Source organism: Sideroxydans sp. CL21 (genome assembly GCF_902459525.1).
GTDB lineage: Bacteria > Pseudomonadota > Gammaproteobacteria > Burkholderiales > Gallionellaceae > Sideroxyarcus.
This window is the reverse complement of sequence record NZ_LR699166.1, coordinates 3,280,655-3,307,144: the sequence shown is the minus strand read 5'-3', so window position 1 is coordinate 3,307,144 and position 26,490 is coordinate 3,280,655. Positions and strand designations below refer to the sequence as shown.

General features: G+C 49.3%; 27 protein-coding genes. 21 read left to right on the top strand and 6 right to left on the bottom strand.

The features are described 5' to 3' along the window. Positions 1–389: 389 nt before the first annotated feature. From QOY30_RS15740 to QOY30_RS15695, 10 genes are all read left to right on the top strand, one after another. Positions 390–668 (top strand): hypothetical protein, encoded by a 279-nt coding sequence (locus QOY30_RS15740; RefSeq protein ID WP_283745570.1) that lies wholly within the window; start codon positions 390–392, stop codon positions 666–668. After that, positions 665–1,147 (top strand): c-type cytochrome, encoded by a 483-nt coding sequence (locus tag QOY30_RS15735; RefSeq protein WP_283745569.1) that lies wholly within the window; start codon positions 665–667, stop codon positions 1,145–1,147. Before QOY30_RS15740 ends, QOY30_RS15735 begins: the two co-directional genes overlap by 4 nt. Next, complete coding sequence (locus tag QOY30_RS15730) at positions 1,144–1,590, top strand: hypothetical protein (protein ID WP_283745568.1); 447 nt, start codon at positions 1,144–1,146, stop codon at positions 1,588–1,590. Before QOY30_RS15735 ends, QOY30_RS15730 begins: the two co-directional genes overlap by 4 nt. Continuing rightward, positions 1,590–2,651 (top strand): formylglycine-generating enzyme family protein, encoded by a 1,062-nt coding sequence (locus tag QOY30_RS15725; protein ID WP_283745567.1) that lies wholly within the window; start codon positions 1,590–1,592, stop codon positions 2,649–2,651. The genes QOY30_RS15730 and QOY30_RS15725 overlap by 1 nt, the downstream gene beginning before the upstream one ends. A gap of 16 nt (positions 2,652–2,667) precedes the next feature. Continuing rightward, complete coding sequence (locus QOY30_RS15720) at positions 2,668–2,916, top strand: hypothetical protein (protein ID WP_283745566.1); 249 nt, start codon at positions 2,668–2,670, stop codon at positions 2,914–2,916. 20 nt (positions 2,917–2,936) lie between these two features. Then, on the top strand, positions 2,937–3,314 hold the full coding sequence (locus tag QOY30_RS15715) for a hypothetical protein (protein WP_283745565.1): 378 nt from the start codon (positions 2,937–2,939) through the stop codon (positions 3,312–3,314). A gap of 139 nt (positions 3,315–3,453) precedes the next feature. Next, the gene (locus QOY30_RS15710; RefSeq protein WP_283745564.1) at positions 3,454–6,072 is read left to right on the top strand and encodes a spermine/spermidine synthase domain-containing protein; all 2,619 of its coding nucleotides are present in this window, start codon (positions 3,454–3,456) and stop codon (positions 6,070–6,072) included. A 34-nt stretch (positions 6,073–6,106) separates the two neighbouring features. Continuing rightward, a complete protein-coding gene (locus QOY30_RS15705; RefSeq protein ID WP_283745563.1) occupies positions 6,107–7,423 on the top strand; it encodes a 4Fe-4S binding protein in 1,317 nt (438 codons plus the stop codon). A 12-nt stretch (positions 7,424–7,435) separates the two neighbouring features. Beyond that, a complete protein-coding gene (locus QOY30_RS15700) occupies positions 7,436–7,885 on the top strand; it encodes a hypothetical protein (protein ID WP_283745562.1) in 450 nt (149 codons plus the stop codon). A 3-nt stretch (positions 7,886–7,888) separates the two neighbouring features. After that, positions 7,889–8,284, top strand: coding sequence for a hypothetical protein (locus QOY30_RS15695; RefSeq protein ID WP_283745561.1), 396 nt, complete (start codon positions 7,889–7,891; stop codon positions 8,282–8,284). Here the strand turns inward: QOY30_RS15695 and QOY30_RS15690 are convergent. The 3 genes from QOY30_RS15690 to QOY30_RS15680 form a co-directional block, all read right to left on the bottom strand. Further along, positions 8,281–8,802: a cbb3-type cytochrome c oxidase subunit I gene (locus QOY30_RS15690; RefSeq protein WP_283745560.1), complete on the bottom strand. Its 522-nt coding sequence runs from the start codon at positions 8,800–8,802 to the stop codon at positions 8,281–8,283. The two genes, QOY30_RS15695 and QOY30_RS15690, sit on opposite strands and share 4 nt — an antisense overlap. A gap of 407 nt (positions 8,803–9,209) precedes the next feature. Then, on the bottom strand, positions 9,210–9,410 hold the full coding sequence (locus tag QOY30_RS15685) for a hypothetical protein (RefSeq protein WP_283745559.1): 201 nt from the start codon (positions 9,408–9,410) through the stop codon (positions 9,210–9,212). Beyond that, positions 9,407–10,861, bottom strand: a complete 1,455-nt coding sequence (locus QOY30_RS15680; protein WP_283745558.1) for a hypothetical protein — start codon at positions 10,859–10,861, stop codon at positions 9,407–9,409. Before QOY30_RS15680 ends, QOY30_RS15685 begins: the two co-directional genes overlap by 4 nt. Before the next feature lie 273 nt (positions 10,862–11,134). On the opposite strand from QOY30_RS15680, the gene QOY30_RS15675 reads away from it, so the two are divergent. From QOY30_RS15675 to QOY30_RS15640, 8 genes are all read left to right on the top strand, one after another. Next, positions 11,135–11,365: a hypothetical protein gene (locus QOY30_RS15675; RefSeq protein ID WP_283745557.1), complete on the top strand. Its 231-nt coding sequence runs from the start codon at positions 11,135–11,137 to the stop codon at positions 11,363–11,365. Between the two features lie 256 nt (positions 11,366–11,621). Continuing rightward, a complete protein-coding gene (locus QOY30_RS15670; RefSeq protein WP_283745556.1) occupies positions 11,622–11,840 on the top strand; it encodes a PP0621 family protein in 219 nt (72 codons plus the stop codon). Between the two features lie 77 nt (positions 11,841–11,917). Continuing rightward, entirely contained in the window at positions 11,918–13,471 is a 1,554-nt protein-coding gene (locus QOY30_RS15665) for a two-component system sensor histidine kinase NtrB (protein ID WP_283745555.1), read from the top strand. Then, positions 13,461–14,822, top strand: a complete 1,362-nt coding sequence (locus QOY30_RS15660) for a sigma-54-dependent transcriptional regulator (protein WP_283745554.1) — start codon at positions 13,461–13,463, stop codon at positions 14,820–14,822. Before QOY30_RS15665 ends, QOY30_RS15660 begins: the two co-directional genes overlap by 11 nt. Continuing rightward, positions 14,819–15,355 (top strand): 1,6-anhydro-N-acetylmuramyl-L-alanine amidase AmpD, encoded by a 537-nt coding sequence (ampD, locus tag QOY30_RS15655; protein WP_283745553.1) that lies wholly within the window; start codon positions 14,819–14,821, stop codon positions 15,353–15,355. Before QOY30_RS15660 ends, ampD begins: the two co-directional genes overlap by 4 nt. 216 nt (positions 15,356–15,571) lie before the next feature. Then, the gene (locus QOY30_RS15650) at positions 15,572–18,451 is read left to right on the top strand and encodes a ribonucleoside-diphosphate reductase subunit alpha (protein WP_283745552.1); all 2,880 of its coding nucleotides are present in this window, start codon (positions 15,572–15,574) and stop codon (positions 18,449–18,451) included. A 54-nt stretch (positions 18,452–18,505) separates the two neighbouring features. After that, entirely contained in the window at positions 18,506–19,654 is a 1,149-nt protein-coding gene (locus tag QOY30_RS15645; RefSeq protein ID WP_283745551.1) for a ribonucleotide-diphosphate reductase subunit beta, read from the top strand. Positions 19,655–20,638: 984 nt separating this feature from the next. Further along, positions 20,639–21,181, top strand: coding sequence for a histone H1-like DNA-binding protein (locus tag QOY30_RS15640; protein WP_283745550.1), 543 nt, complete (start codon positions 20,639–20,641; stop codon positions 21,179–21,181). A 422-nt stretch (positions 21,182–21,603) separates the two neighbouring features. Here QOY30_RS15640 and QOY30_RS15635 read toward each other — a convergent pair whose 3' ends face one another. Together QOY30_RS15635 and QOY30_RS15630 are read right to left on the bottom strand one after the other, a co-directional pair. Further along, a complete protein-coding gene (locus QOY30_RS15635; RefSeq protein WP_283745549.1) occupies positions 21,604–22,314 on the bottom strand; it encodes a class I SAM-dependent methyltransferase in 711 nt (236 codons plus the stop codon). After that, positions 22,311–23,048, bottom strand: coding sequence for a polysaccharide deacetylase family protein (locus tag QOY30_RS15630; RefSeq protein WP_283745548.1), 738 nt, complete (start codon positions 23,046–23,048; stop codon positions 22,311–22,313). The genes QOY30_RS15635 and QOY30_RS15630 overlap by 4 nt, the downstream gene beginning before the upstream one ends. Positions 23,049–23,190: 142 nt before the next feature. Here QOY30_RS15630 and QOY30_RS15625 point away from each other — a divergent pair, with 142 nt between their 5' ends. The 3 genes from QOY30_RS15625 (at position 23,191) to QOY30_RS15615 (ending at position 26,057) form a co-directional block, all read left to right on the top strand. Continuing rightward, positions 23,191–24,963 (top strand): serine hydrolase domain-containing protein, encoded by a 1,773-nt coding sequence (locus QOY30_RS15625; protein WP_283745547.1) that lies wholly within the window; start codon positions 23,191–23,193, stop codon positions 24,961–24,963. A 61-nt stretch (positions 24,964–25,024) separates the two neighbouring features. Continuing rightward, on the top strand, positions 25,025–25,636 hold the full coding sequence (locus QOY30_RS15620) for an alpha/beta fold hydrolase (protein WP_283745546.1): 612 nt from the start codon (positions 25,025–25,027) through the stop codon (positions 25,634–25,636). A gap of 25 nt (positions 25,637–25,661) precedes the next feature. After that, positions 25,662–26,057, top strand: coding sequence for a GGDEF domain-containing protein (locus tag QOY30_RS15615; protein WP_349496714.1), 396 nt, complete (start codon positions 25,662–25,664; stop codon positions 26,055–26,057). A 28-nt stretch (positions 26,058–26,085) separates the two neighbouring features. Here the strand turns inward: QOY30_RS15615 and QOY30_RS15610 are convergent, their stop codons facing one another. Next, a complete protein-coding gene (locus QOY30_RS15610; protein WP_283745544.1) occupies positions 26,086–26,490 on the bottom strand; it encodes a hypothetical protein in 405 nt (134 codons plus the stop codon).

Sequence of the window (26,490 nt, the reverse complement as noted above, 5' to 3'; positions counted from 1 at the left end):
TATGGAACCCCGGCTGAAACCGGGGTTTCTAATCAGTACTTATCAAATTGTTGCGGGAGTCTACGATTCAAATCTCCGATTTAAATTCCGCCGTTCCCGCTGTTTCGCAAATAAGCCCAGAAATTTCTCCGAAACTTGACCTCAGTATCGAAGGGATGCGCAGTCAACAGTTCAGTGAGTGGATTTTCGTATTTTTGCTGATAAGCATCATTATCTTTTCAGGGATTGTCATTGCTTTTATATTCAGCAAAAATCGACCGAAAGAAATGAAGTTGGGTGAACGATTCATGTTCACAGCGATAATAATGGGTATAGTCGTTGCTGTAATTGTAGGCGCAGTGCAAATGCTGGGCGGCTACCTTTTCTGAATATTTTGGTGGAGGAACATAATGGCAAATTTCATTGAAAATCTTCCCGATGGTTGGACCATATACCTGTGGCTGATTATAGGAGCGGTAATTATTCTTGCCGTAATTTACTGGATACGCTGGGGCATAAAAAATGAGCAGTTTGATGAAGATATCAAATATGTGCTTTTTGACGAGAAGGATCGGCCCAAGATGGCGCCGGAAGAGTTTGCAAAAAGCCAGTCTGTAATCAAAGCCCAGATTGCAAGCCGTGATCGATTTTTGGCTGCAGATGCCGAGAAGCACAAGTCCGGGGCATGAAGCGCGGAGAAAAAGCCGTACTGCTCATCATTGGGCTGGTCGTTGCGGCAGGGATGCTTAGGTCCCTGCTGCATGTCGAAGAGCAGCATGACCGGGAGATTCCTTTCTACAGCACTGCCAGCAACGATGTTGCCAGCAAAGCGATGGACATCTACCGCAGCAATAACTGTAGAAACTGCCATACGCTCTGGACCTTGAAAAACATGATGGAGTCGGTACCGGCGCCCATGTTGGACGGAATAGGTTCAATACGCACGGAATCATGGATTTACGATTATCTTTCATCTGCAGATCCACAGTCAGTATTACCTTCAAGACTGAAAAAGGAATATCGGATGCCTTCCTATTCAAAAATGCCGGATGAAGAGCGGCGCGTTCTATCAGCATACCTGGCAAGCTTGAAAGTTAAAGACTGGTATCTCGATCAGACTAAGAAATTAGAGTTTGAGAAATTGAATGGAACGGAGCCCCAGAAATGAAGCATAGATATCTAACGGGTCTGGTAGCACTCCTGGCAGGCATAGCCCTGAATCATTTGGGCGACAGATTGCTGGGGGTGAAAATAGAGCTGTTTTCAGGATTGTCGACCTTCAGCTTTGCTTGGGGAGTAGATTTGTTCGTTTTACCGTTTTTTGTCGGATTGGTCGTGTCCTGGATATTCGGCATGGGCGGAAAATGGCTGTGTTATTTCCCGCCATTGATAGTGCGCAGCATAAGTTATGCTGAAATTCTGTATGTCACAGGTGTTCCCCATGGGAGCATATTGCACCCGATGGGCTGGTGGGGATTTTATGTAATCCTGGCAATGGAAGCGGCTGGAATAGGCGGAATAGTTGGTGAAGTCATGATCAAGAGGGTGTATGGACGCACAAAAATAACTGCCGCCGCGGACAAGTCGCCGATCGCGGAAAGGAACTCCTGATGTCGAAATTGGACAAAAAGATCATATTAAGTCCGGCTGAACAACTTCGAAGAAAGCGCTTCTTTTCAGCCACAATAATTACATGCATAGCGCTGGTGGTTGTCGGAGGAAGTTTGCACGTAGTCAAACTGGGTTCGATACGTATGGGTGAAATGCGCGCTCTGGCAACCTATAACCTAAAGGAAGAATCAACCAGGATACGTGCTGCGGGAGAAGATATTGCTCTTCACGAAGAAAACGAAAACCGCAAGAATCAATCCGCAGGTTATACGGTGTCTGAAGCAGACGCGCTGCTGACAAAAGAGCAGTGGAAAGAGTTGGATAGTATGGTAACGATTCCTGCCGGGAAGTTTCTGATGGGCACAAACCTGAAAAATGCCGATGCGGCTTCCCATCCCCAACACCAAGTCAATCTGGATGCATTCCAGATCGATAAATATTTAGTGACCAATGCACAGTATGCAAGATTCATCGCGGCGACCGGACATCGTCCGCCATCCGATTGGAAAAACGGGAAAATTCAGGAAGGCACCCTGCAGTATCCTGTTACCCTGGTCAATTGGTACGACGCGTCAGCCTATGCGAAATGGGCTGGAAAGCGCCTGCCTACGGAGGCTGAATGGGAAAAGGCAGCTCGAGGTACAGACGGCAGGCGTTGGCCATGGGGTAATGAAATGGATCCGGCCCGCTTGAATACTTACTACAATGTGGGATCAGCGACTAATGTAACGACATATTCAAATGGTGCAAGTCCATATGGCGTGTTTGACATGGCCGGAAATGTGAACGAATGGGTGGAAGACGATTTCCTGCCTTATAAAGGCACGGATGCAGAAGCAGAGGTATTCAAGGGGAAAATCGCCAAAGTCCAAAACGAGCAGGACCAGGCGATGAAAGTAGCCGATTTGGTGCCGGTAAACAAGTACTACAAAGTCTTGCGCGGCGGGTCCTGGAAGGGCGATCCATTTTCGACCGCAACGTACCATAGGGACTATTCCTGGCCCAACTATGCCTCAGACTTTTATGGGTTTCGCTGTGCATCAAGCGTGAAAACTAATTAATTATCGGAGGTATATTATGAGTTCCATCTGGATGAGAACTGCCCTGATCCTCATCGGTCTGGCTGTGGCTCCACTGGCGCAGGCGGCAGTCGATAGCTACCGATTCGCACACGTTACTATTGCAACTCCATGGTACATTTTCATCTTCTTGTTGATGGGAGTTTTTGCACCATTTGTATTGATGGTTATACTGGCATGGAGAAATGCCATGCGAAAACCGACTTCTGAAATTACAGAAGAAGGCCAGAATCCTTCGCATCAATAGACAATTTTACTGAAAATCATATGACATTTTTCGGATTATCGATTTCTCGAACCTTTCCTGTTTTGCTGGCATTCCTGTTGTCGGTTTCTTGCGTTATTCCTGCGTATGCAGAGGACGCACCCCATGAAGGTGAAAGCGCCCAGATTTTGCAGGCATTTAATAAACAACACAGAGAAACAGAGCATGCAAAATCAATCACCGATAAAGACAAACAGCGCGTCATGTTTTTGTTGGGGGCCTCGCTGTTAACCCTCGTACTGATTACCGGAGGGTTGGGAATCGCGATGGGGCTGTTCGGGAAGTCGGTGTTCGTGGCTCACATGATATTTGCCGGGCTCAGCATGACGCTGGCTGTGGTTCACGCGGTCGTGGCATTAGTGTGGTTTTATCCTTTCTAGGAATTAAACAAGCAGATTGCCTGTTGCGCTCTCAGGCATCGCGCAATTTGTTGCGCATCCCCTTCGTAGCCTTACACAAATTCCACTCCCATTTAAGCCTCAGCAATTTCGAGTAGTACCAACGCCACTCATTCCGCCCATGAACATCAATTCAGGAAATACACACAAGATATGGTGGCTGGTAGCAATCCTGTATTTCTTTTCGGGCTTGACAAGTCTTGCCTATGAAGTGCTGTGGTCGCGCATGCTGTCCATGCAGTTTGGGGTCAGTATCTTCGGCGTGGTCCTGACTGTTGCAGCCTTCATGATTGGATTGGGCTTGGGTAGCCTGGCGGGAATCAAATGGGCCGGGCAAAGTAAAAACCCCATATCAGTATTTGCAGTTCTTGAAATTGGAATAGCAATATATGCCCTTTTACTTCCAATATTTCTCCGTTACACAAGCGGATGGATGGAAGGACTTTCAAGTCAACTGACCTTGCTGCAGTGGTATCTGCTCCAAGGTGCGGGAGCATTGTGTTTGTTGCTGATCCCGGCGTTTGCCATGGGAGTAGGTTTTGCGCTGGTGCTGAAAGTGGTTGAGCACACACCAATTTCCCTCGGAAAAATCTATGGGTTGAATACGTTAGGCGGAGTAGCCGGAGCAATATTTCCGTTGTGGAGTCTGCCGGCAATTGGATGGGCCGATTCAGTGAGAATCATGGCGGTATTAGGTTTGGGAGTCGGGATTACAGCACTGGCTTTGTCTCGCTCAATCAGCCAGGCAAGGGCATCATTACCGGAAAAGAAGAATGACGAACGACCACCCGTTTCGGCGCTGATGATTTATGCCGGGATCGGGGCCGGAAGCATCATGCTCGAGATTGGATGGGTGCGCATATACGGCATGATCATGTTACGCACAGAATATGTGCTTGGCTTGATACTGGCCGTGTTTCTTTTGGGGATCGCACTGGGCAGCCTTTTTTTGCCGCGATTGAAGAAATACGGTCTGTCAATTTTGATGCCGTTTGCAATTGGTGGAGGTGTGTTGCTGGGTTTGTTCCTCTTGCCGGCCACTTCTGCCTGGATAGAGCAAAGTGATTTCAAATCATTTTTTTGGGCAACAACATATCAGGCATTGATTTTGGGAATATTTACACTCCCGATTACATTGGCCCTGGGAGCCTGGTTACCGCTGTTGGCAACCCGTTACGAAAATGCTGAGTCAAGCGGCGTTTGGTTGTATGGGGCAAATTGCCTGGGCGGGGGTGCCGGAGCAATTATCGCCTGTTTGGTTGGCATTCCTCTGCTGGGCACCGTAGGGATGATTGCTTTGTGCGCAGTTGCAATCCCCGCATTTGGCCTGATCTGGGCAAATTCGCGCAGAGCCTGGTTGGGATTTGTCGTACTGCTCGTGGCAGCTTGGCCGTTGCGCACCATGCCTCCTGTGCATGAGTTGCTGCCCAAAATCGAAGCAGATAGCCGGAATCTTTATCTGTATGAAGATGCGATTTCGTTAACTCATGTTGTCCGCCAGCCGGATGGACAACGGATATTGCTGAGCGACCTGCAGCGTATGGATGCCTCAACCGATCCGAGTGCGGTTGAAATACAGAAAGATCAGGCCAGACTTGCATTGCTACTTCACCCTGCACCGAAAAGTGTATTGTTCCTTGGGTTGGGAACCGGAATCTCAGTGGCAGGATCCAAGCCATTTCCAAGTCTGATTCGAAGTGCAGTGGAACTATCACAGGGCTCGATTAACTCGGCCAAGTACCTCTTCTCGCCGGTCAATGGAAATATTCTGGATCAAGTACAAATACAAAGGGATGATGCAAGACATTTCCTGAGCAGCACACAACGCCACTACGATGTCATCGTGGGAGATTTATTTCACCCGGATATAGCAGGAATGGGGTCGCTTCTATCAGTGCAGCAATTTGAAAGAGCAAAAAACAGGCTGAACCAGGGCGGGGTATTTGTGCAATGGCTGGCGCTTAACCAATTCGAAATAGAATCACTCAAGGTGGTGCTGAGAAGTTTTGAGCGCGTGTATCCAAACGCACAATTGTTTATGGATGGCATGCATTTGGCCTTGGTTGGTCCCAAAGATGAATTTACTGGAGCAAGTTCGATTTTACAGAACTTAATGCGGATGGATGTTTCGGAGCAAAGCCAGGCAACAGGTGGAGAAGGGGGCTGGACCTGGATAGGACGATATTGGGGGCCAATAGATGAAATGAACGGTCCGATTCAGGACGAGTGGGAGCCATATATCGAATATAAATTGCCGAGAGCTCGCTACGATGGCAATGTGAATCTTGCTAATTTGATGTCGTGGTTGTTGCAACGTCATCCAGCGCCAGAATCCGCGATGAAAATGTTGGCAATAGATGAGAGTGACAAGAGTAAATTCGGGCGCGACTATGTGGCAACTGAACTCACAGTTCGTGCGTGGGTTTTATCCATTCAAGGTGATGCCGCAAAGGCGGGAAATCTGATTTGGTTGGCCTATCAGGCTAACCCTCAAGATCGCTGGATAGCAAATTCACTAGCTGATAGCATGTGGCAGTCCTTAACACAAGCCAAGGAACGGGGGCTGAGCGAGCGTGATGCCTTGCAGCGCATCATTAAAGTGTACCCGGACCATGTTGGTGCTTTACGTGCCCTGTGGCATCTGGAGTCAACTGAGGGTAAACCACAAATAGCAGAGCAGTACCGTTCACGTTTGCTTGCAAATTCACCCTTGGACAGTGAAGCGAGATCAATTCAATAAATTTGTAAATTATGCAGTTAGTTAAGAGGTAAACATGTCCTCCAGTATGCACAAAGCGCTATCCAGCATTCCAGTCAAAGTGATCGGTCCCGGCATGAAAAATGGGGCTGGGAATTATCAATGGAAGCGCCGCTCAATTCAAATAATCATTCTATTTCTGCTGGTGATCATTCCGGTGTCCGGACTGTTCCGGATTGACCCTGAAAATGGGGCGTTAGTTGTATTGGGCTGGCAAATCTGGTTCGCCGATTTTTTTCTGATATCCGGCCTGTGGATAATGATAGCCAGCGCATTGGTCGCGCTGTATTCCATCGCAGGTACTGTGTTTTGCGGATGGGCCTGCCCGCAAAACACCATAGCTGAATGGGCGAATCACATGACCCATAAACTGCTAGGCAAACGTGCTGAAGTCAGCCTGACCGGTGAAGCGCCAAAAGTGGCTGCAGCCAAGAATAAAGCGCTGAACTGGACGTTGCTTGCGCTCTCGTTCATAGGCGCGGCGATGTTTTTTGCCTTGTTGCCATTGCTGTATTTTTACCCGCCGGATGTGGTTTGGTCTTTCATGATTTTCAGAACGGATTCGAGACTGGCTGGTTCCTTGTATTGGATTTATTCTGTATGGGTAATGATGATCCTTTTGGATATAGCGGTGCTCAGGCATTTCTGGTGCCGTTTTGCTTGCGTCTACAGGGTTTGGCAACATTCGTTCAAAACCAAGGAAACGTTGCACGTGCTTTACGACGCCACCCGGGCTAACGAATGCGAAAAATGTAATTACTGCGTGACGACCTGTTTTATCGAGTTGGACCCCCGAAAAACAGAAATTTATGACAGTTGCATAAATTGCGGTGATTGTATTGATGCATGCAACAATTTGCATGCAAAAAAGGGAGGAATTGGCTTGCTGCGGTTTGAGTTCGGACAGCGAGCATCGGGCAAGATCCAAAAGCTTAGAGATAACACGATGTCGTTACTATCGAGATTTCGCTGGACCGCCCCCTTTGCAATTCTGGGTATCATTCTGTTTACATGGGGAGTATGGTCATATCAGCCATATCACATCGCGGTGGGCTATTTGCAGACGGAACATAATCAAACTGCGCGCGATTACCGTATCGAGATATCCAGCAAACGTTATCGTCCATCTGAATTAAGCGTTGCTGTGGAAGGCTTGCCTGAGAGCGCATTCACCCTGAGCAGGCCAACAGTAAGTATGCAATCGGTCGGCAGAACATCAGTCTTTCTTACCGTGTCACCGAAATTGGAGCGAGGCTTGCATCCATTTGCAGTGGTGGTTCGTTCCAATGATGGCTGGACCGGACGTTTTAATCTTCAGCATTTTGTTGAATAGGGGTATCTAGTCATGGAAAACACAGACAAAAAATTGGAACATTCGGATGAAATGACCAAATGGGGTGAGCTGCGCAAGGATAATTTCGGCTACAAATCCGATCAAGAACGCCTGGAAAAACGTGGGCTGGAAGATTGGGAATTGGTGGAGAAAATTCCAGAATCTCAACAAAAAGTCCCATATTGGTTCATGGCGGTTGTGGTGATTGTATTGCTCGTGGGGGTTGGGCTAAGTTTTCCATTCTGGGGCCTGCGACCGGGGGTGGTAGTCAATTGGGTTGATTGGGTAAAAGACCCGGGATTCCTAGGTTCGCTTGTATATATAGCTGCAGCTGCCGCATTTGTGTATTACATGGTGAATATGTACGGCTCGAATGTTGGAGGAAGACTTGATTCCGACAAGGAAAAGCAGAATGAAGAAAAAAATGAAAAGAATAAACAAGGTGGTAGCTCGGATAAATAACTAATGAAAAAGCTACTGCCAGTTATATTGAGTTTTATCGTGATGAATCTTGTCGCGTGCGGCGACAATAGCAAGCAGATTTTGATTCCTGCACAGCATTGGAAAGAGGCAGACGTTCGTATAGAAACACATCCAAATCCACCGCTCGCCGGAATGTCCGAAATTGTCGTTATTGTGACGGGACTACGCGGACGTCCTGTCCAGGACTTGACGGTGTCGCTGCGTGGAAATGACTCTATGCAATGGGTGCAGGCGATACAAGATGGAAATATTGGAGTGTATCGTCGGGGTATAGATATTGGAGACGGTGAATCAGTAGCACTTCAGGTGCAATTGCAACAAGGTACGGATAAAAAGGTACTGATATTCCCACTGAAGCTGGCAAAGAATAATACTTAAGTAACCGTAATGTCGTCCTTGGATCGGGATGTTATCGTCAAAATCACATTTGCCAGATAGGTACAAAAGCCTATGGCCATTGTTGTGCCGGAAAGCGCCATAACGGGCCCATAAAATCGGTGTACCGAAGCCATGTCTCCTGGGTTACTTATTAGAAGACCTTCCCAAATACCAAATACCATTTGTATTATGTAAAAGCTATACACCCCTATGCTGACCCACCAGAATGTATGCTGAACCAGTTTTATGGAATATATTTTTTTTCCAGTAAAAATTGGCAGTAAATAATATGTTACGCACATAGCAAGCAGAACCACGCCACCTACCAAATTCATGTGTGCATGAGCCAAAGGGTCAATCATATGGCCGGGACCACCGTAAGGGCTACCAATTGAATCAAGCCACGCGCGAACGGGGGGCATGACTTGAAACATGCCGTGAATGGTACCAATAAAAAATGAAAGAGCAGAAAGTAGCAGAAACTTTAAGAGATGCCGATGCAGAATGTTTGTTGTCATCGCAGGGTGCTAATGTACATATACGAGTCCTCGGACGACTTTGAACTGATTAAGGAGTTGTCTGGACTTGAGTGGATAAAATAAAGCATCAGAAAATGTCTGGCAATTCCCCAGAGTTTTCTGATGCTGTATTAGTCAATATTGTTGGATATTATTTACTTCTTATCAACGATGCGATCAATTCCCATTCCGGAAAGATGAATAGCAACCGCGACTCCCAAAGCAAAAATTGCAACCGGTACTAGAAGTTCAACTGGCATGGCACACTCCCCTTCAAAGATATATAAATGTATTTAAAAGTAAACAGACTGGCTGTCTAACTTTGAGGTCAAGTCTAGCGGAATCCACATACTCCCGCAACTCTTTAAAATGCATTTGAATGAATGCCGAAACTAATGGCGAAGCGGCTATTTTTTGCCTACGCGCCTTGCAATAACATCCCATGCCATACACACAATTGCACAAGCAACCAAAAGACAGGCAACGCCTATAATCTGATACTCGGATTCAGTGCTGACCAATCCACCTATAAACATATGCACGGCGAAGCCGGTAATAAACAACCCGCAAATTGCGGCAAGCAAGAAAATCAATAATTCAACAATCATGATTTCTTATCTGGAGTTATATCGGAAGAAGGGTGCTTGATTTGAACGATTACCCCACCTAGTTGCAAAGCGACGGTTTCCACTCTTCCTGCATCCATCATCGCAAGGTTATGAGAAAGAGAGCTGTTTTTCGGATTGCGCGGATCGAATATCAAATAATTGATACCTTTGAGCATTGAAAATAACGCTTCACTGTCCTGTGCGTTTGGGGGCAGGGGAAGCGCATCACATCTACAGGCCAGCATAGTTAATCCTGGCCACTGACTTGCCACCCGCATAGGAGTTTTTGCATCAGAAGATTGATTTAAATCACTATTTGAAAATAATCCGCTATCTTCCGCTAACGTTTTGATCAGAGCATCTCGTGGCGATAGATAATCCATAGGCAGTAATTGATAATTTTCCTTGTCAATTACCATGAAGGTCGTAGAAATAACGAAAGATAGTAATAAAACCGATCCTTGTTGTGTCCAAAAGCCTCTGTGTTGATTTGTGGATTTCTGCAACAAAAGCGGAAAGCCCCAATACAGGCATATTACCAACGCTACAACTCCAAATATTTCATCGCCGGTTAGTAAGCCAATTATGAGCGCGAATATAAGTATTCGACCAAGAAAGTCCGCCCATAAATTGCCGAATTGCTTCCAAATTACCAAGATCAAAGTGAACAATATTCCAATGCCGCAAAACCAATGGAAAGGGCCAAATGTGTCGCCCTCGGCCGTGCCTAAAAAAACTCCTGATAAGCTTTTGATCGGATTGGCAAACCATTCAATATTGCCCCATCCGGAAGTTAATGCGAGAGCCATAACAACAGCAAATGCTACTCCGCTATAAAAATAGATTCGATGTTTTTGGTCGAGCGGATTTTTATACCAAGACCATAACAGTGCTAAAGGATAGGCAAGGCCCAAGGGGTGAAGAGTGATACTGACTAAACATAATAAAATTTGAGCAAAATACATTCCTCCGAATGCCTGCTTAGATTCACGGTAAAGTTGATCAGACCAAGCTCCTAGCGCAAAGACAAACAGGAGGTATGGCGCGACAGATATTGTGTCAATTTGACTTATTAGCAGCGGAGAGATCAACAGCAATCCAGTGGCCAATAGTGAACTTTCGCCATATCCGCTACGAAAACGCCAAGCATGAAAAGCCCAGGCTGCAATTGCCATTACAAGCATTGTTGTTAATTTGGCTGCGAGTATATTTCCGGTCCATAAGATGCCGGCGGGGGCAAGAAAGATCGTACGAAAATCAGGGAAGCCTAAAGTTACAATCGGGCTGACAATGTTGTCTGATACCGACCAGACCAGCAATAAAGCATGAGCTGCGCCTTCATCAATTCCATAAGATGTTTTGTGCAATAGCATGAAACCGAGTATCGCCCAAATTGAAAGGGCGAAATAAGCTAAATACCTGTTTGGAATTCGAAATAGCCAATTGTTCATCTTAGAATTTAAGTCCTCAAGGATAGTTAAATTAATAGCATTACCGGTTAATTTGGGCCGACCCAACTATACATTGAGGTCAAGTATTAATTGTGGATTTTCTCATGAACGACCAGCGGTTGCCGACGACATATATAAATTAAAAATTGGCCTCTTTAAATTGACATCTTCCAACTCAAAGAATAGTATAAAAACGTAATTCAGAAATAATTTTGGCTGACTGTTCGATCGTAACTTTTTGTTATAAAACATATCACTACGAGGTGAAATTTTATGGAAAAAAAATCTGACGCCGGCACATTAAAAGCAAACCAACAAGCAAAGCTGAAAGAATTGCAAATGCAACAGGCAAAACTTAAAGAGTTGCAGGTTGAACTGGAAAGAATCAACGCCAAAATTAAAAATCACGAGAAACTTTCAACTGAAGATACCAAATTTATTGGCGATCTCGGTTGGCTCACTGCGTTATCAGTCACAATAGCTAGTATTGCAGCCAGTCTTTAAAGCAGATGCTTGGGGAGTTCGCTCGCTTACGGGGTGCATATTAAAAACCGCCCCGTAGTGAGTTAATCGCAAGGCCAGCTCAATGCTGGCCTTTTTTATTGGCGTCCCCGGCAGGGCATGCTTGCTTGGAGGCCTTCTACCCGATCTTCTGTAAAAAACATTATCAGCGATTGGTTTGTTCCATGTGCGCATTACATTTACAATGAGCCGAGTTTGAATTTGCCGCTTGCATGCGGCTGTCTGTGGAGTGTGCCGCATGAGTCGCTTATTATTCTTCTTGGCTGTCATCATCTTAGTCTACCTTTTGTTGCGATCATATCGCAGACAATCACTTCGGCAGGATACCCCGCCTTCTGCGGAGGAAATGGTACGCTGCGTAAAGTGCGGCGTTCATTTGCCCAAAAGTGAAAGCATTCTGGCGGGCGGCAATTTCTATTGCAGCGATGCGCACCGCCGCGAACATACCTCAAAATAATTTGAATGCGGGATAGTCTATCCCTCACTGGCTTATTTCCCTCCTTGCAAACGGCGGCGCCGTTATCGCAGGAAAGTTTGTGGCGTTCTATCAGTTTCTTCAATCTTTACCGCATGGTCCTCGGCGGGATGATGTTGCTTGTGCCGGCGTTATTCGGCGAAATGTTCTCGCTGAATGTTCATGACCGAACCTTGTTCTTCTGGGTTGCCGTTGCCTATACCTTGCTGGTGTTGATTTCGGTGCTGGCGGTAGGTCTTCGCAAGCCGCGAACTACCTTGCAATTAGCCTTCCAGATATGCACCGACATCGCTGCTATTGCATTGTTGACATATTTTAGTGGGGGTGTGCAGAGCAATCTGGGTATGTTGTTACTGGTGTCACTGGCACTGGCCGGAATGATCGGTCGTGGCCGCATCACCTTGTTGTTTTCCGCACTTGCCAGTATTGCCATGCTACTGGAACACGGATATGCAGTATTGACCCGGGACGCAGCCGGGGCGCAGTTCCTTCAGGTGGGCATCCTGAGTACATCCTACTTTGCAGTGGCTTGGTTGGCCCATACCTTGTCGAAGTATGCCGTGGCCAGTGAAAAACTCGCGTTACGTCGCGGAGTGGATCTTTCCAATATGGCTGAAGCAAATCGCCTGATGATTCAGGATATGCCGGATGGGGTGCTGGTAGTGGATGAGCGCGGGGTAGTGCGCCAATCAAATCCCGGTGCGGAAAGGCTGTTGGGCTATGTTTTTCCGACAAATGTTAAAACTCAGTTAGCCGAGTGCTCTCCTTTGCTGGATGCGATGTTCGCAGCATGGCGCCAAAACAAGGCGCTTGGACATGAGGTGCTGCGCTTGCCCGGAACTAACCATCCGGTACGTGTGCGCTTCTTGCCCGTGCAGCGCGACGGCTTTTGGGGTGTGGTGGTGGTACTGGAAGATATGCAGCGGGTTCAAGAACAGGCACAACAGGTCAAACTTGCGGCGTTGGGGAGGTTGACTGCAAATATCGCGCATGAAGTTCGCAACCCCTTGTCATCCATCAGCTATGCGACTGAGTTGCTGCAAGAGCAGGAGCATGACTCGAAACAGGCGAGGTTGCTGCAAATTATTTTGGATAATACGATGCGCCTGAATCGCATCGTGCAGGATGTAATGCAGGTCAACCGGCGCGATCGGCTGCGTCCGGAAAGCTTGAATCTAGCGTTGCGTATAGAGGAGGTTGTCGAAAACCTGTGCCAAGTCTCGCAGGTCTCGCGCTCAGTGTTCGAGTTGCGGCTTGATCCGGCATGCACGGCACATTTTGATAAGGGACATTTCGAGCAGGTGCTTTGGAATCTGTGTCGCAATGCTTTGCGGTACAGCCAGAAATTGCCGGGCAGTGTTCGTCTGCATGCATTTGCTGCCGATGGCGGGAGGGTGGTGCTTGAAGTGTCCGACGACGGAGCGGGCGTGCCAAACGATGCGGTGCAGAAGTTATTCGAACCATTTTTCACGACCGATGCAAGCGGGACGGGGCTGGGGTTGTATATTGCACGCGAACTTTGCGAAGCGAACGGAGCGATGATCGAATACAAGCGAGCCATCGATGGCGGAGCATGTTTCCGCATCATATTCAGGAGTGACGATGAGTCTTAAGTCAAAAAAGATCCCGCGTGTGCTGATCGTGGACGATGAGGCGGACATCCTGGAATTATTGGAGTTGACGCTGGTGCGCATGGGGTTGGAGGTAGTGCGTGCAAGCGGCGTGAAACAAGCCAAGGAACGCCTGGACTCGGAAAGCTTTGATCTGTGTCTGACCGATATGCGCATGCCGGACGGTGAAGGACTTGAGGTTGTGCGGCACATTGCCGAGCGCAGTCTGGATGTGCCGGTGGCGGTGATTACTGCCCATGGCAATCTGGAGAACGCAGTGGCAGTCCTCAAGGCCGGGGCGTTCGATTATTTGTCCAAACCGGTAGCGCTGGATCAATTGCGCACGCTGGTCACCTCAGCGCTCAGATTGCCCGGGCAAAGTGAGTTCAAAAAAGGCGAGGAAAGCGTTTTGCTGGGGAGTTCGCCTGTCTTGGCGCAAGTTCGTGAATTGATCAACCGTGTGGCGCGCAGTCAGGCGCCGGTGCATATCAGCGGTGAATCCGGCAGTGGTAAGGAGCTGGCAGCTCGACTGATCGTAGAAAAAAGTTCAAGGCATGGTCAGCCTTTCATTGCAGTAAATTGCGGCGCAATTCCCGAGAATCTGATGGAAAGCGAATTCTTTGGCTACCGCAAGGGTGCATTCACGGGGGCGGAAAAGGATAGGGAAGGGTTCTTCCAGGCGGCAAATCAGGGAACCTTGCTATTGGACGAGGTGGCTGACTTGCCAATGGCGATGCAGGTCAAGCTGCTGCGGGCTATTCAGGAAAGGAAAGTGCGCCGTGTCGGTTCTACGCAAGAAGAGTCTGTGGATGTGCGCATCCTCAGCGCAACTCATCATGACCTGGTTGCTTGCGTGCAACAAGGCAGGTTTCGACAAGATCTCTATTACCGCCTCAACGTCATTTCGTTGCATATGCCCTCATTGCGAGAGATGCGCGAGGACGTGCCGCAAATTGCCAACCAGGTTCTGGAACGCTTGCGCGGAAGCTCGACCGCCAAATTCTCAGCAGAGGCGCTGCGCGAACTGGAAAGGTATGACTTTCCCGGCAATGTGCGGGAACTGGAAAACATCATTGAGCGTGCACTGGCGTTGTGTTTTGATAACGTCATTGCGCCCGTTGATTTGCAGTTGATGCCGTTGCAGTCGGCACAAGGCGAGGTAATGCCAGGAGGGGTTGGCAAGTATCCCCTGACCGATTATCTGGATCGAATCGAGCGTGATGCCATTCTGGAGGCGCTTCATCAAACCCGTTTCAACCGCACTGCCGCAGCCAAGATACTGGGCGTAACGTTTCGTGCGCTGCGTTATCGCATGGAGCGCTTATCCATTACAGATAAGGACAACATCGATTGAAACCCGACTCGCAGGATTGGCTGAGCGGTGTGAGGCGGGTGGCATCGCCAAATCATGATGGTCGCCCCCCACATACCCATATCAATATGCTGGTCATCCACAATATCAGTTTGCCGCCCAATGAATATGGCGGGGATGCGATCAAGAGATTTTTCACCAATACATTGGACCATTCTGAGCATCCATATTATGAGCAGCTTAAGGACGTCAGGGTATCCTCCCATTTTTTGATTCGGCGAGACGGCCAGATCGTCCAATTCGTTCCCTGCAGCAAACGTGCATGGCATGCCGGCGTTTCAATGTGGCGAGGGCGTTCGCGTTGCAACGACTTTTCCATCGGCATTGAGCTGGAGGGTAGCGACTTTGAGCCATACACCGAGCGACAGTACAAGGCATTGGTGCGACTGGTTCGGCGCCTCAGGCGCATGTATCCCATAGTTGATATCGTCGGCCATTCAGATATTGCACCGGGTCGCAAGACCGATCCAGGGCCTTTCTTCAATTGGGATTGTTTTTCGGAAAGACAAAAATAACCGGCATCTCACGGTTATATTTCTAAAGAAGAAAATAAAAACCACGGACCGTGAAATATAAAGATATAGACCAAAATTCTTCTTGCATAAATTTAGTGATGCACTAGAATTAGTAGAAATGTATAGGTTGTACCACTAAATATAGTGGTTTTTTGTTTTCTGGCTGGATTCGGCTTCATATAACTGGTTCCGGCTCAAGCACACAAGGGGAGTTGTATGCTGATTGCTTCAAATAATGTTTCCACATCTGTTCCATCCACGCTTGCTTATCACGATTCCGAGTCTGTCGCTTCCTCCAGTAGTTTGCCCTTGGATCAATACAAAGTTATTCGCCGTAATGGTTCCGTGGTTGCGTTTGAACCAGGCAAGATATCCATCGCTGTGACCAAGGCATTTCTTGCGGTGAACGGCGGCCAGGGTGCGGCGTCTGCGCGAGTGCGCGAGCTGGTGGAGCAATTAACCGCGAATGTAGTGAATGCGCTGGTCCGTCGCCAGCCGCACGGCGGAACCTTGCATATCGAGGATATCCAGGATCAGGTCGAATTGTCACTGATGCGTTCCGGCGAGCATGATGTGGCGCGTTCCTATGTGCTGTACCGTGAACAACGCACGCAGGAGCGCTCAAAAAGCAAGAAAGACGCTGAGCCCGCGCATGTTCTGAATGTGAAAGACGGCGATGCGATCCGCGCGCTGGATGTGGATGCATTGATTGCGCAAATCAAGTCGGCCTGTGTGGGCTTGGGGTCTGCCGTCGATGAGGAAAAGATACTGAAGCTTACTTTGAAAGACCTGTATGACGGCGTTGCTATCGAAGAGGTGCGCAAGTGCGCCATTCTTTCCGCGCGCACGCTGATAGAGCAAGATCCGGCGTACAGCTTTGTCACGGCGCGTTTGCTGCTCAACAACATCTTTTGTGAGATTCTTGGCGAAGAGGTGGTTCAGGCCGACATGGCGGCACGCTACGCTGAATATTTTCCAAAATTCATCAAACGAGGTATTGAGGCCGAACTATTGAACGAAGAGTTGGCGCGTTTTGATCTGGACCGTCTCGGTAAGGCGCTGGATTCCAGTCGTGACTTGCAGTTCAATTATCTTGGGTTGCAGACGCTCTATGACCGTTATTTCCTGCATGTGAATGATGATCGCATCGAATTGCCGCAAGCATTTTTTATGCGGGTGGCGATGGGTTTGAGTCTGAATGAGGTCAATCGCGAAGAGCGCGCCATTGAGTTCTATCGCCTGCTGTCCAGCTTTGATTTCATGAGCTCCACGCCGACCTTGTTCAATTCGGGCACGCGTCGTTCCCAGTTGTCTTCCTGTTACCTGACTACGGTTGCGGACGACTTGGACGGAATCTACGAAGCACTGAAAGAAAATGCATTGCTGTCCAAGTTCGCGGGAGGGTTGGGAAACGACTGGACCAATGTCCGTGCACTGGGTAGCCATATCAAGGGCACCAACGGCAAATCCCAAGGAGTGGTGCCTTTCCTGAAAGTGGTGAACGATACTGCCGTAGCGGTAAACCAAGGCGGCAAGCGCAAGGGGGCGGTGTGTGCCTATTTGGAGACTTGGCACCTAGATATCGAAGAATTCCTGGAGTTGCGCAAAAATACAGGCGATGACCGCCGCCGCACGCACGACATGAATACGTCGAACTGGATTCCGGATATGTTCATGAAACGTGTGATGGAGGGTGCAGAATGGACGCTATTTTCGCCCTCGACTTGTCCCGACCTGCATGACAAGTTTGGCAAAGAATTTGAAAAGGCCTATCTGGGTTACGAAGCGAAGGTTGCAAGCGGTGAATTGAAGTTGTTCAGGAAAGTGGCGGCACAGTCGCTTTGGCGCAAGATGCTGACCATGCTGTTTGAAACGGGCCATCCTTGGGTGACCTTCAAGGATCCATGCAATATCCGCAGCCCGCAGCAGCACGTCGGCGTCGTACACAGCTCCAATCTGTGTACCGAGATCACGTTGAACACCTCCGATAGTGAGATCGCGGTGTGCAATCTCGGTTCTGTCAATCTGGCGGCCCATCTATATCCCAAAACACATGCCAAGGCAGGGCAGATCGATCATGACAAGCTCAAACGCACGGTAACGACGGCCATGCGCATGCTGGATAACGTGATCGACATCAATTTTTACGCGGTGGCCAAAGCACGCAATTCCAACCTCAAGCACCGTCCTGTTGGGCTGGGGATCATGGGTTTTCAGGATTGTCTGCACGATTTGCGCATTCCTTACTCGTCCAATGCTGCAATGGAGTTTGCCGACCGTTCGATGGAGGCGGTTTGTTTTTACGCCTACTGGGCTTCTACCGAACTGGCAGAAGAGCGCGGGCGCTACGCCAGCTATCGCGGCAGCCTGTGGGACAGGGGTGTTCTGCCGCAAGATTCCCTGGAAATGCTGCGCGAACAGCGCGGTGGATACGTCGAAGTGGACATGTCGTCCAGTCTGGATTGGGACGCGCTACGCGCCCGCATCAAGCAAAATGGCATGCGCAACTCGAATTGCGTCGCCATTGCCCCCACGGCGACGATTTCGAACATCATCGGTGTGTCGGCATGTATCGAGCCGACTTACCAGAACATTTTCGTGAAATCGAATCTGTCCGGCGAATTCACCGTCATCAATGAGCATTTGGTGAGTGACTTGAAGGCGCTGGGCTTATGGGATGAGGTGATGATCGCCGACCTCAAGTATTTTGACGGCAGCCTGGCCAAGATCGACCGTATTCCGGCTGATTTGCGCGAGCTGTACGCCACGGCATTTGAAGTAGAGCCGACATGGCTGATCGAAGCAGCTTCGCGCCGCCAGAAATGGATAGACCAGGCGCAATCGCTCAATATTTACATGTCCGGGGTGTCGGGCCGGAAACTGGATGAAACGTACAAGCTGGCATGGGTGCGCGGTTTGAAGACCACTTATTACTTGCGCGCCTTGGGGGCGACGTCGGCAGAAAAATCCACTTCTCGCGCCGGTTCCCTGAACGCGGTATCGAGCGGCAGTACGGGCGGGATGTCCGCTGTGCCCGTTGTCGAAGAAGCGAAATTTTGTTCGATTGACAATCCTGAATGCGAGGCTTGCCAGTAACAATAACCTGTTCGCCGCGCCAAGCGGTGAACGCTAAGTTGCAAAGGAACAGAAATGCTAAATTTTGAAGACGACATGACTGTGGCGGCGACAACAGTCGGCATGCGTGCGGATGTTATGGGAATCGGCGCCGCTATCAAGGCCGATTCGAACGAGCACACCTACACCATTGCCTCGACCTCCACCGGTCGTATTCGAGTCGAAGACAAGCGCATCATCAATAGCAATGCCGATGTGAACCAATTGGTGCCGTTCAAGTACAAATGGGCATGGGAGAAATATCTTGCTGGCTGCGCCAACCATTGGATGCCGCAGGAGGTCAATATGTCTGCGGATATCGCTTTGTGGAAGAACCCCAATGGCTTGACCGACGATGAACGCCGCTTGGTGATGCGTAATCTGGGTTTTTTCAGTACCGCCGACAGTTTGGCCGCAAACAATATCGCGCTTGGCACATACCGCCACATCACGAACCCGGAATGCAGGCAGTATTTGCTGCGCCAGGCATTTGAAGAGGCCATCCACACCCATGCCTACCAATACATCGTGGAAAGTCTGGGGCTGGACGAGGGGGAAGTGTTCAACATGTACCACGAGGTGTCCAGTATTCGCGACAAGGACGAGTTCTTATTGCCCTTTATCGATGTGCTGACCAACCCGGATTTCAAGACCGGCACGCCGGAAAACGACCAGAAACTGTTGCGCAGTCTGATCGTGTTCGCCTGCATCATGGAGGGCCTGTTCTTCTATGTTGGTTTTGTGCAGATCCTAGCGCTGGGTCGCCAGAACAAGATGACCGGCGCTGCCGAGCAGTACCAATACATCCTGCGCGACGAATCTATGCACCTGAACTTCGGTGTGGACGTCATCAACCAGATCAAACTGGAAAATCCGCACTTGTGGACCCCGGCATTCCGTGAAGAGATACGCGGCCTGATCCAAAAGGGTGTGGAACTGGAATACCGCTATGCCGAAGACACCATGCCGCGCGGCGTACTGGGCCTGAATGCGGGCATGTTCAAGGAATATCTTCGTTTTATCGCGAACCGTCGTTGCCAGCAGATCGGTATCGACGTGCTATATCAGGGGGCGACCAACCCGTTTCCATGGATGGCTGAGATGATAGATCTTAAGAAAGAGAAGAATTTCTTCGAGACTCGCGTGACCGAGTATCAGACAGGTGGTGCGCTGTCCTGGGATTAATGACTAGTCAGCCTTCTGGGCGGACGGCCCGCATAAATAAGCCCAGCCCGTTGAATTGATATACCGGACGCCCCTTTGCAGGGGCGTTTTCAATTTCACGGGTGAGCCTATTGCTTCGGTTATGGCCGGTCTGAGGAAACAAACAGTCGCTACGCGTCGGGATATTTAATTGCATTTTGTTGTTTCAGGCGCTGAACCGACTCTGAAGCGTTAGATTTTTGGGGGAAGTCGAGCAGGGTATTCGGTGACGAGGCGGTCTTGATAAATAATTTTCGGCGAGAAAAATTCTTTTGCGCGGTCAGAAAAGAATCTTGATCGAGGGTGTGCCAGTGGTCAGCAATAAAAAAATTGGCGGCGATATAGCAAAAAAATGCAAAAAACACAATTTATATATTGACAGCAAACATATTTAAGATAAAGTTGCAACCGCAAGATGTAGTAATAACTTTCTACGCCAAACACTAGCTGTAGTGTTCAAAAGATGCATAAAGATGCATAAAGAGGCAAATAAGGGGATTTCGCTTGCGCGAACTTGAAGATCGAGATTTGACTTACATAGCGCCGATGGCGCAAATCAAAAGCGAGATTCTTTCTCAGGGGTTCCTCTCCCTCCAAATTTCCAAGCTGCCTGTAGCGTCGTCAAGTCGGCTTGATCAACCTTCATCATTGCGTATCAATTCCACAACTGACTATGAGCTATAGCTGCTTGGGGGTTCCAAATACAGGTTCAATTCAAACCGGGAACTTTTCGGGGCAGGGCGATGCGCCTCTGCTGGAGAATAGTGTGCGGAACACAACGTTCGTGAAGCGATCTTTCGCTTGCCAGACGGGCGTTACTTTGTATTGAGGCGGGATTTTCAGAGGCTGCTTGGCAGCCTTTGTTGCAAGGGCTTCAGCCATGCCGTTTGCGGTATGTTGGAGGTGTAGTAGTTGTCTAGTTGTAGTGTGTTTTTTTGTTAACTTTCATCATTCAAGGAGGTTGAAATGGCATCAGCAAAGAAAGCTAAACCCGCGGCAAAAAAGGCGGCTGCAAAGAAACCCGCAGCCAAAAAAGTAGCAGCAAAGAAACCCGCTGCTAAAAAGGCTGTAGCGAAGAAGCCGGCAGCCAAAAAAGTAGCAGCAAAGAAACCCGCTGCTAAAAAGGCTGTAGCGAAGAAGCCGGCAGCAAAGAAAGTCGCTGCCAAAAAGCCGGCAGCCAAAAAAGTAGCAGCAAAGAAGCCCGCTGCTAAAAAGGCTGTAGCGAAGAAGCCGGCAGCAAAGAAAGTCGCTGCCAAAAAGCCGGCAGCCAAAAAAGTAGCAGCAAAGAAGCCCGCTGCTAAAAAGGCTGTAGCGAAGAAGCCGGCAGCAAAGAAGGTCGCTGCCAAAAAGCCGGCAGCCAAAAAAGCTGCAGCGAAGAAGCCTGCCGCAGTTGTAGCCAAACCAGTTGCAGCTCCGGCGGCAACATCACTGGCTCCATCTGCACCGGCCCCGGTTCGTCCGGCTGCGACTTGGCCTTTCCCTACACCCGGCATCAGCAAGCCGAACTAATGTGGTGGGAGGCTGTGAAGGCAGCCCCGATCAGGCAGTAGGACGGGGCTGATTCACGGTTGTCGGATAGCGAGCCGGACAGGCTTGGTAGTTTCTGTGCGCTTGGGAAAGTGCGGGGGTTCTGTCTCCTCTAAGAAACGTTCATTGTGTTGCTTGGCGTATCGTAGTTGGTCTGTGCAATGCAAAGGCTCGCACCGCTATCTGACGACAAGTTCGGAAATTTTCCACGGCTATGTGGAGGGGGTGTTGTCCTCTATAGGATCAGCTGGTGACTACTCATCGATACGGGTGAGGGGATGTCATACTCTAAAGAACAGTATGCATCCTTGGTTAATTCACTCTTGATGAAAAATTCATCTTTGAAATGTTCAGGTGTCAGCCAATTTGTTTGTCAATTGCGGACAAATGACAGATGTGGCTGATTAAACTGCTTTTGCAATCAGCACGATGTTACAAAACGGGGTGCCTTTGTGCATGGGAAGCGGTTCAACAGTAAAACCGTAGCGTCTAAAAATTTCCAGCCATTCCTGTAGGGTGCGGCAGTAGATGCGATTCAGGCGATGGCCGCGCAGAAAAAATACTGCGCGATCTACCCAGTTGCTGTAATGAAATGGCAAACCACCAGCAGCGTCACCGATACGGGTGATGAACGTACCTCCTGTAGGCAAAGAGGCGCGTATGCGGCGTAATACATCTTCCTGAGCCTCATAGCTGATATAGTGCAACACGTCGAGGATGACCACCACATCGGATTTGCCAAAGTCTGTGTTACAGATGTCTCCAAGTGCGAATTCTGCCCGCGTGCCGAGTGCGGCACGGGCTCTTTCCACATCCTTGGGCATCAATTCCAAGCCCCAGATATTCTCTATTTTAGGCGCGGCAGGCCATTGAACAGGCCAGTTGCCCGATTCATGCAGTGTTCGGGCTTCAAGCAGCCATGATGCTAGCAGACCTTGGCCGCAGCCGAGGTCGATCAAGCGTTTGGCACTGGGGATCAATCCATGCTCAAGCAGTCCGAAGAATGCAGGGTCTCCTTTAAGTTTGCCTTTCGCGAAGTTCCAGGCAAAGAATCCCGAAGCGCGGTAAGGCTGCGCGGCTCTGGCAAGTAAAATGCGGCGAAAGCGTTCTGTCATTTGATGGCGGAGCGAAGTGAAACGGAATGAAGATTCAGTTCTGCCAAACTATTCAGCAGACGCGGCAATACATCAAGGATGACAGGTCTTCCTTCAGGGGTTCGGGCGGAATTTCCATCGTGCAACAGCAAGATATCGCCGCATTTAAGGCCTTGAACCAACCTGTTGAAAACTATATCTGGTTCGCTCACTTGCGTGTCGAATCCGCGCCTGGTCCAGCTACACAGGCGGAGCCCCAGATGGGCAAGCACAGGATCAAGTTTGAAATTTCGGAAACCCGCCGTAGCGCGAAAAAAAAGCGGTTGCTGACCGGTGATGTCGCTCAGCAGTATCTGAGCGCCACGAACTTCACGAAGGATGCTCCAGGGGCCGAGCAACGAAAAATACCACTTGTGGGATAAGCTGTGATTCTCAATGGAGTGGCCGCGACGAATAATCTCGCGGCACAATTCAGGATATTGAGCGGCCAGTTTGCCGATACAAAAAAAAGTGGCTTTAGCTCCGTAGCAATCAAGAATATTTAACACTTGCGGAGTAACCTCGGGGTCTGGTCCATCGTCGATGGTAATTGCTACCTCTCTGCGGTTTTCAGCATCATGCGGCAAGCGAATGATATTTGGCCCGAGCAGAGTGCTACGTGGCAGCAGTCCGGCAATAGTGAAAATTCCGTGATTAATGAAGACGACGCCTAACAACCATGGCCAAAACCAGGTTTTCCACAGGGTAAAGATCACACAGCTGGCGAGTACCAGTATGGAAAGCCTGATTGCGAGTGGTGGCTTCCAATTGTGGCAGGGGAATTGCATCGGCACGTTACATATTGGATTTTAACCGCATTATACAATGTCATGCTGAGTATATCGCCACGGAGTTACTGTGCAAGTAAGCAAGATAATTTGTGCAATTTTTATCCTCGTCCTGAGCGCGTGCAGCACGCCGCCGCAAAAACCTGTTTCCAACGTGCGGGGAGATTACACCTTCACCAGGGAGTACATCACCTGGTTGATCGAGCGCGAGATGAATGATGCCGATGTAACCGGACTGAGCATAACGCTGGTAGATGACCAGCATGTAGTGTGGGAGCAAGGATTTGGGTACGCCGACAAGCAGGCAAACATCAAGGCAACACCGGACACGCTGTATCACTTGGGCTCCATTGCCAAAGTGTTCACTGCCACAGCGGCGATGCAACTCGCCGAGCAGGGCAAACTGGACATCGATCAGCCACTGCAAACATATTTGCCGGAATTTTCAATCAGGAGTCGCGCAGGCGACATCAACAAGATCACGCCGCGCAATATCATGACGCACCATTCAGGGCTGCCCTGCAACTGGGTGCATGGCATGAGCGAACGGAATCCTGGTCCGTTCACCGAGGTGGTAACAGCATTAAAAGATGAATACATGGCCTATCCGCCGGACTATGTGTTTGCTTATTCAAATCTGGGCGTGACCCTACTGGGGGCAAGTATAGAAAAGCGGAGCGGGGAATGTTACGCATGTTATATGTATAGTCATCTGCTGCAGCCGCTCGATATGATGCATTCTGAATTCGCGCCACGAATCCCGGGTAAAAGCTACGACAGGGGTAAAGAAATCGAAGCCATACCGCTGCGCGATTTGCCTTCAGGCGGCCTGATTTCGAGCGCAAGCGATATGGCGCACTTCATGCAGATGGTGTTTGCGGATGGCAAATATGCTGGCAGGCAGATTGTGACGCCGGAATCATTGCGAGAGATGTTCAGCGTGCAGAACGCTAATGTGGCGCTGGACTTCGATTTCAAGATGGGACTGGGCTGGATGCTGAGCGGAATAGATGTGCCGCGCGCAGGGACAGTAGCAAGCCATGGCGGCACTACGCTTAATTACCATAGCATGATGGTGGTATTGCCCGAACAAAAGCTGGGCGTGGTGGTGATGTCCAACTCGGTTACGGCAGAAGCTATGGTCGGCAAAATTGCAACCGAGACACTCAAACTTGCTCTGGAATCAAAGCGCGGCATCGTTCAGCCTGTAAAGATGGTTCAGGAAACGAAAGAAGTTCCACTCACCGAGGCAGATGTTCGGGCCTATGATGGATATTTTGATACGCTGATCGGGCTTGTAAAAGTAAGCGCCAAATCCGGAGATCTTGTGGCTGAAATAATGGGGCAGAAGCTGGAATTAATACCGCGCGAAGAAAATCAATTCGGTGCGAGATTCAAACTGTTTGGTTTCATTCCCCTCAAGATTGATGCGCTGGACGAATTGAATATTTCCCTGCACAGAATCGATGGGCACGATGTTTTGGCCTTGAAGAGCAATAATCAATCCATGCTGATTGGCGAGAAAATTGAGCCTGTTACCATTCCGCCGCGCATGCTGGATTATGTCGGCGAATACGAAATCATCAATAAATACGATGGTCCTTTGCCGCAATCGGTGCGCATTGTGTATGAAGACGGTCTGCTCATCGGCGAATTTACGTTCGCTGAAAAGCCGGGTTTCGTGTTTCGCGTAGCATTCAAGCCGGTCGCCGCTGACGAGCTGGTAACGGAAGGCCTGGGGCCGGGCAAGGGCGAGACGCTGCATCTGAAAAAGCTGGGAGCCGAGCCTCACATATATTTTTCCGGCTTCGATTTGCGCAGGAAGCCAGTCAACCATAGCTGATATGCGTCTACCGGAAAACGCAATTTACGATATAGCGCCCGTCGAATCTGGCGAACCTATCATGCTACTTATGTTGCCGGGTGCAATGAATACCCCCTGGCATCTAAAGGAAAACGGCCTTATTCAATCCCTGAGGGAAAGGAATTTGCCGGTTGATGTCCTTGCCCTGGATGCCCATGCCGATTTGTATCTAGATCGCGTCGGCATCGAGCAGCTACTTCACCGCACGCTGGATGAGGCTCGTTTGCATGGCTACCGCCGAATCTGGCTGCTTGGAATCTCGCTTGGCGGTTCGGGTGCGATGATTTGCGCTACACAACGCGCGGCGGAAATCGAGGGCATGTTCCTGCTGGCGCCCTTTTTGGGGACGCGTGGAATTATCGCAGAAGTGGAGGCGTCGGGCGGTCTGGCATCCTGGCAAGCAGGAAAGATTGAAAGCCGCGACCATGAACGTGCGCTGCTTGAACAGATCCGGTGCAGTCAGATTGGCTTGGATCAGTTTCCTGTCGTCTATCTGGGATTTGGGAGTGAAGATCGTTATCGAGGGGCAAGCATGTTATTACTCGATCGTATCCCGTCACATTGTGCAATCGTCAAATCAGGTGGGCACGATTGGGAAACTTGGAAGGTACTTTGGAATGCCATGCTGGATAAACAGCCTTTCGCCATGTAGCCAAGCGTAAATATAGAATTGACACCTGTTTGGCGACAACGTGCTGGAACAAGTCGCGGAAGTCCTCAAGCATACTGCGCTGAGAGCGGGAGACTACGTGTTTCGTTATGGAGGAGGAGGATTCTCCATCGTGACTTCCGGGCTTGATAGACAAGAATCCGGACAATTCACGGAGAAGTTACGACAAGGTATTTTTGCACTGAACATAGAGAACCTGAAATCCCCGCATCAACGTTTGACAGTTTCCGCCGGTTTTTGGTGTGTTACCGATCTGAGGAACATCATTCCAAGCGAGTTGCTGCTGAATGCCGACAATGCACTATACCGGGCAAAGGATGCAGGGCGAAATACGGTTGTGGATTTTGATGCGATACCTGGTTTTGAAACAGAGGAAAATCAATCGCAAATTACACCAGCCTGAGTAGGGTAGTGGCGTGGCGGCTTTGCCATTACTTGAATTCGCGCAATTCTTTCGGTGTGTCGTCGTGATTGCCATGCGGATGAAGATCGTAGGCTTTGACGAATATCTCTTGCGAGTTGTTCTTGGTTCGAGGCTCCGGAGTCTTTAAGTTATGGTACTGAACGTCTTCGCAGTAGTGAATCAGTTGATTCCTGATCTTATCGAGCAGGCTGTACTCCAGACAAAAGCCTTCACGGGTGAGCGCATTTTCCAGTGCCTCAAGAGAGTAATGTTGAACGCTATAACGGATCAAAAGACTGTTCGGCTGCGAACCAATTTCTACGTGGAAATTCTCCAGCCCAATCAGCAGCAGATATGCGTGAAAAAGCTGGTTTGGCGGGTCACCGCTGAAGACCAGCAGACGTTCCTTTTGCAGTTCGAACGGATTAATCAC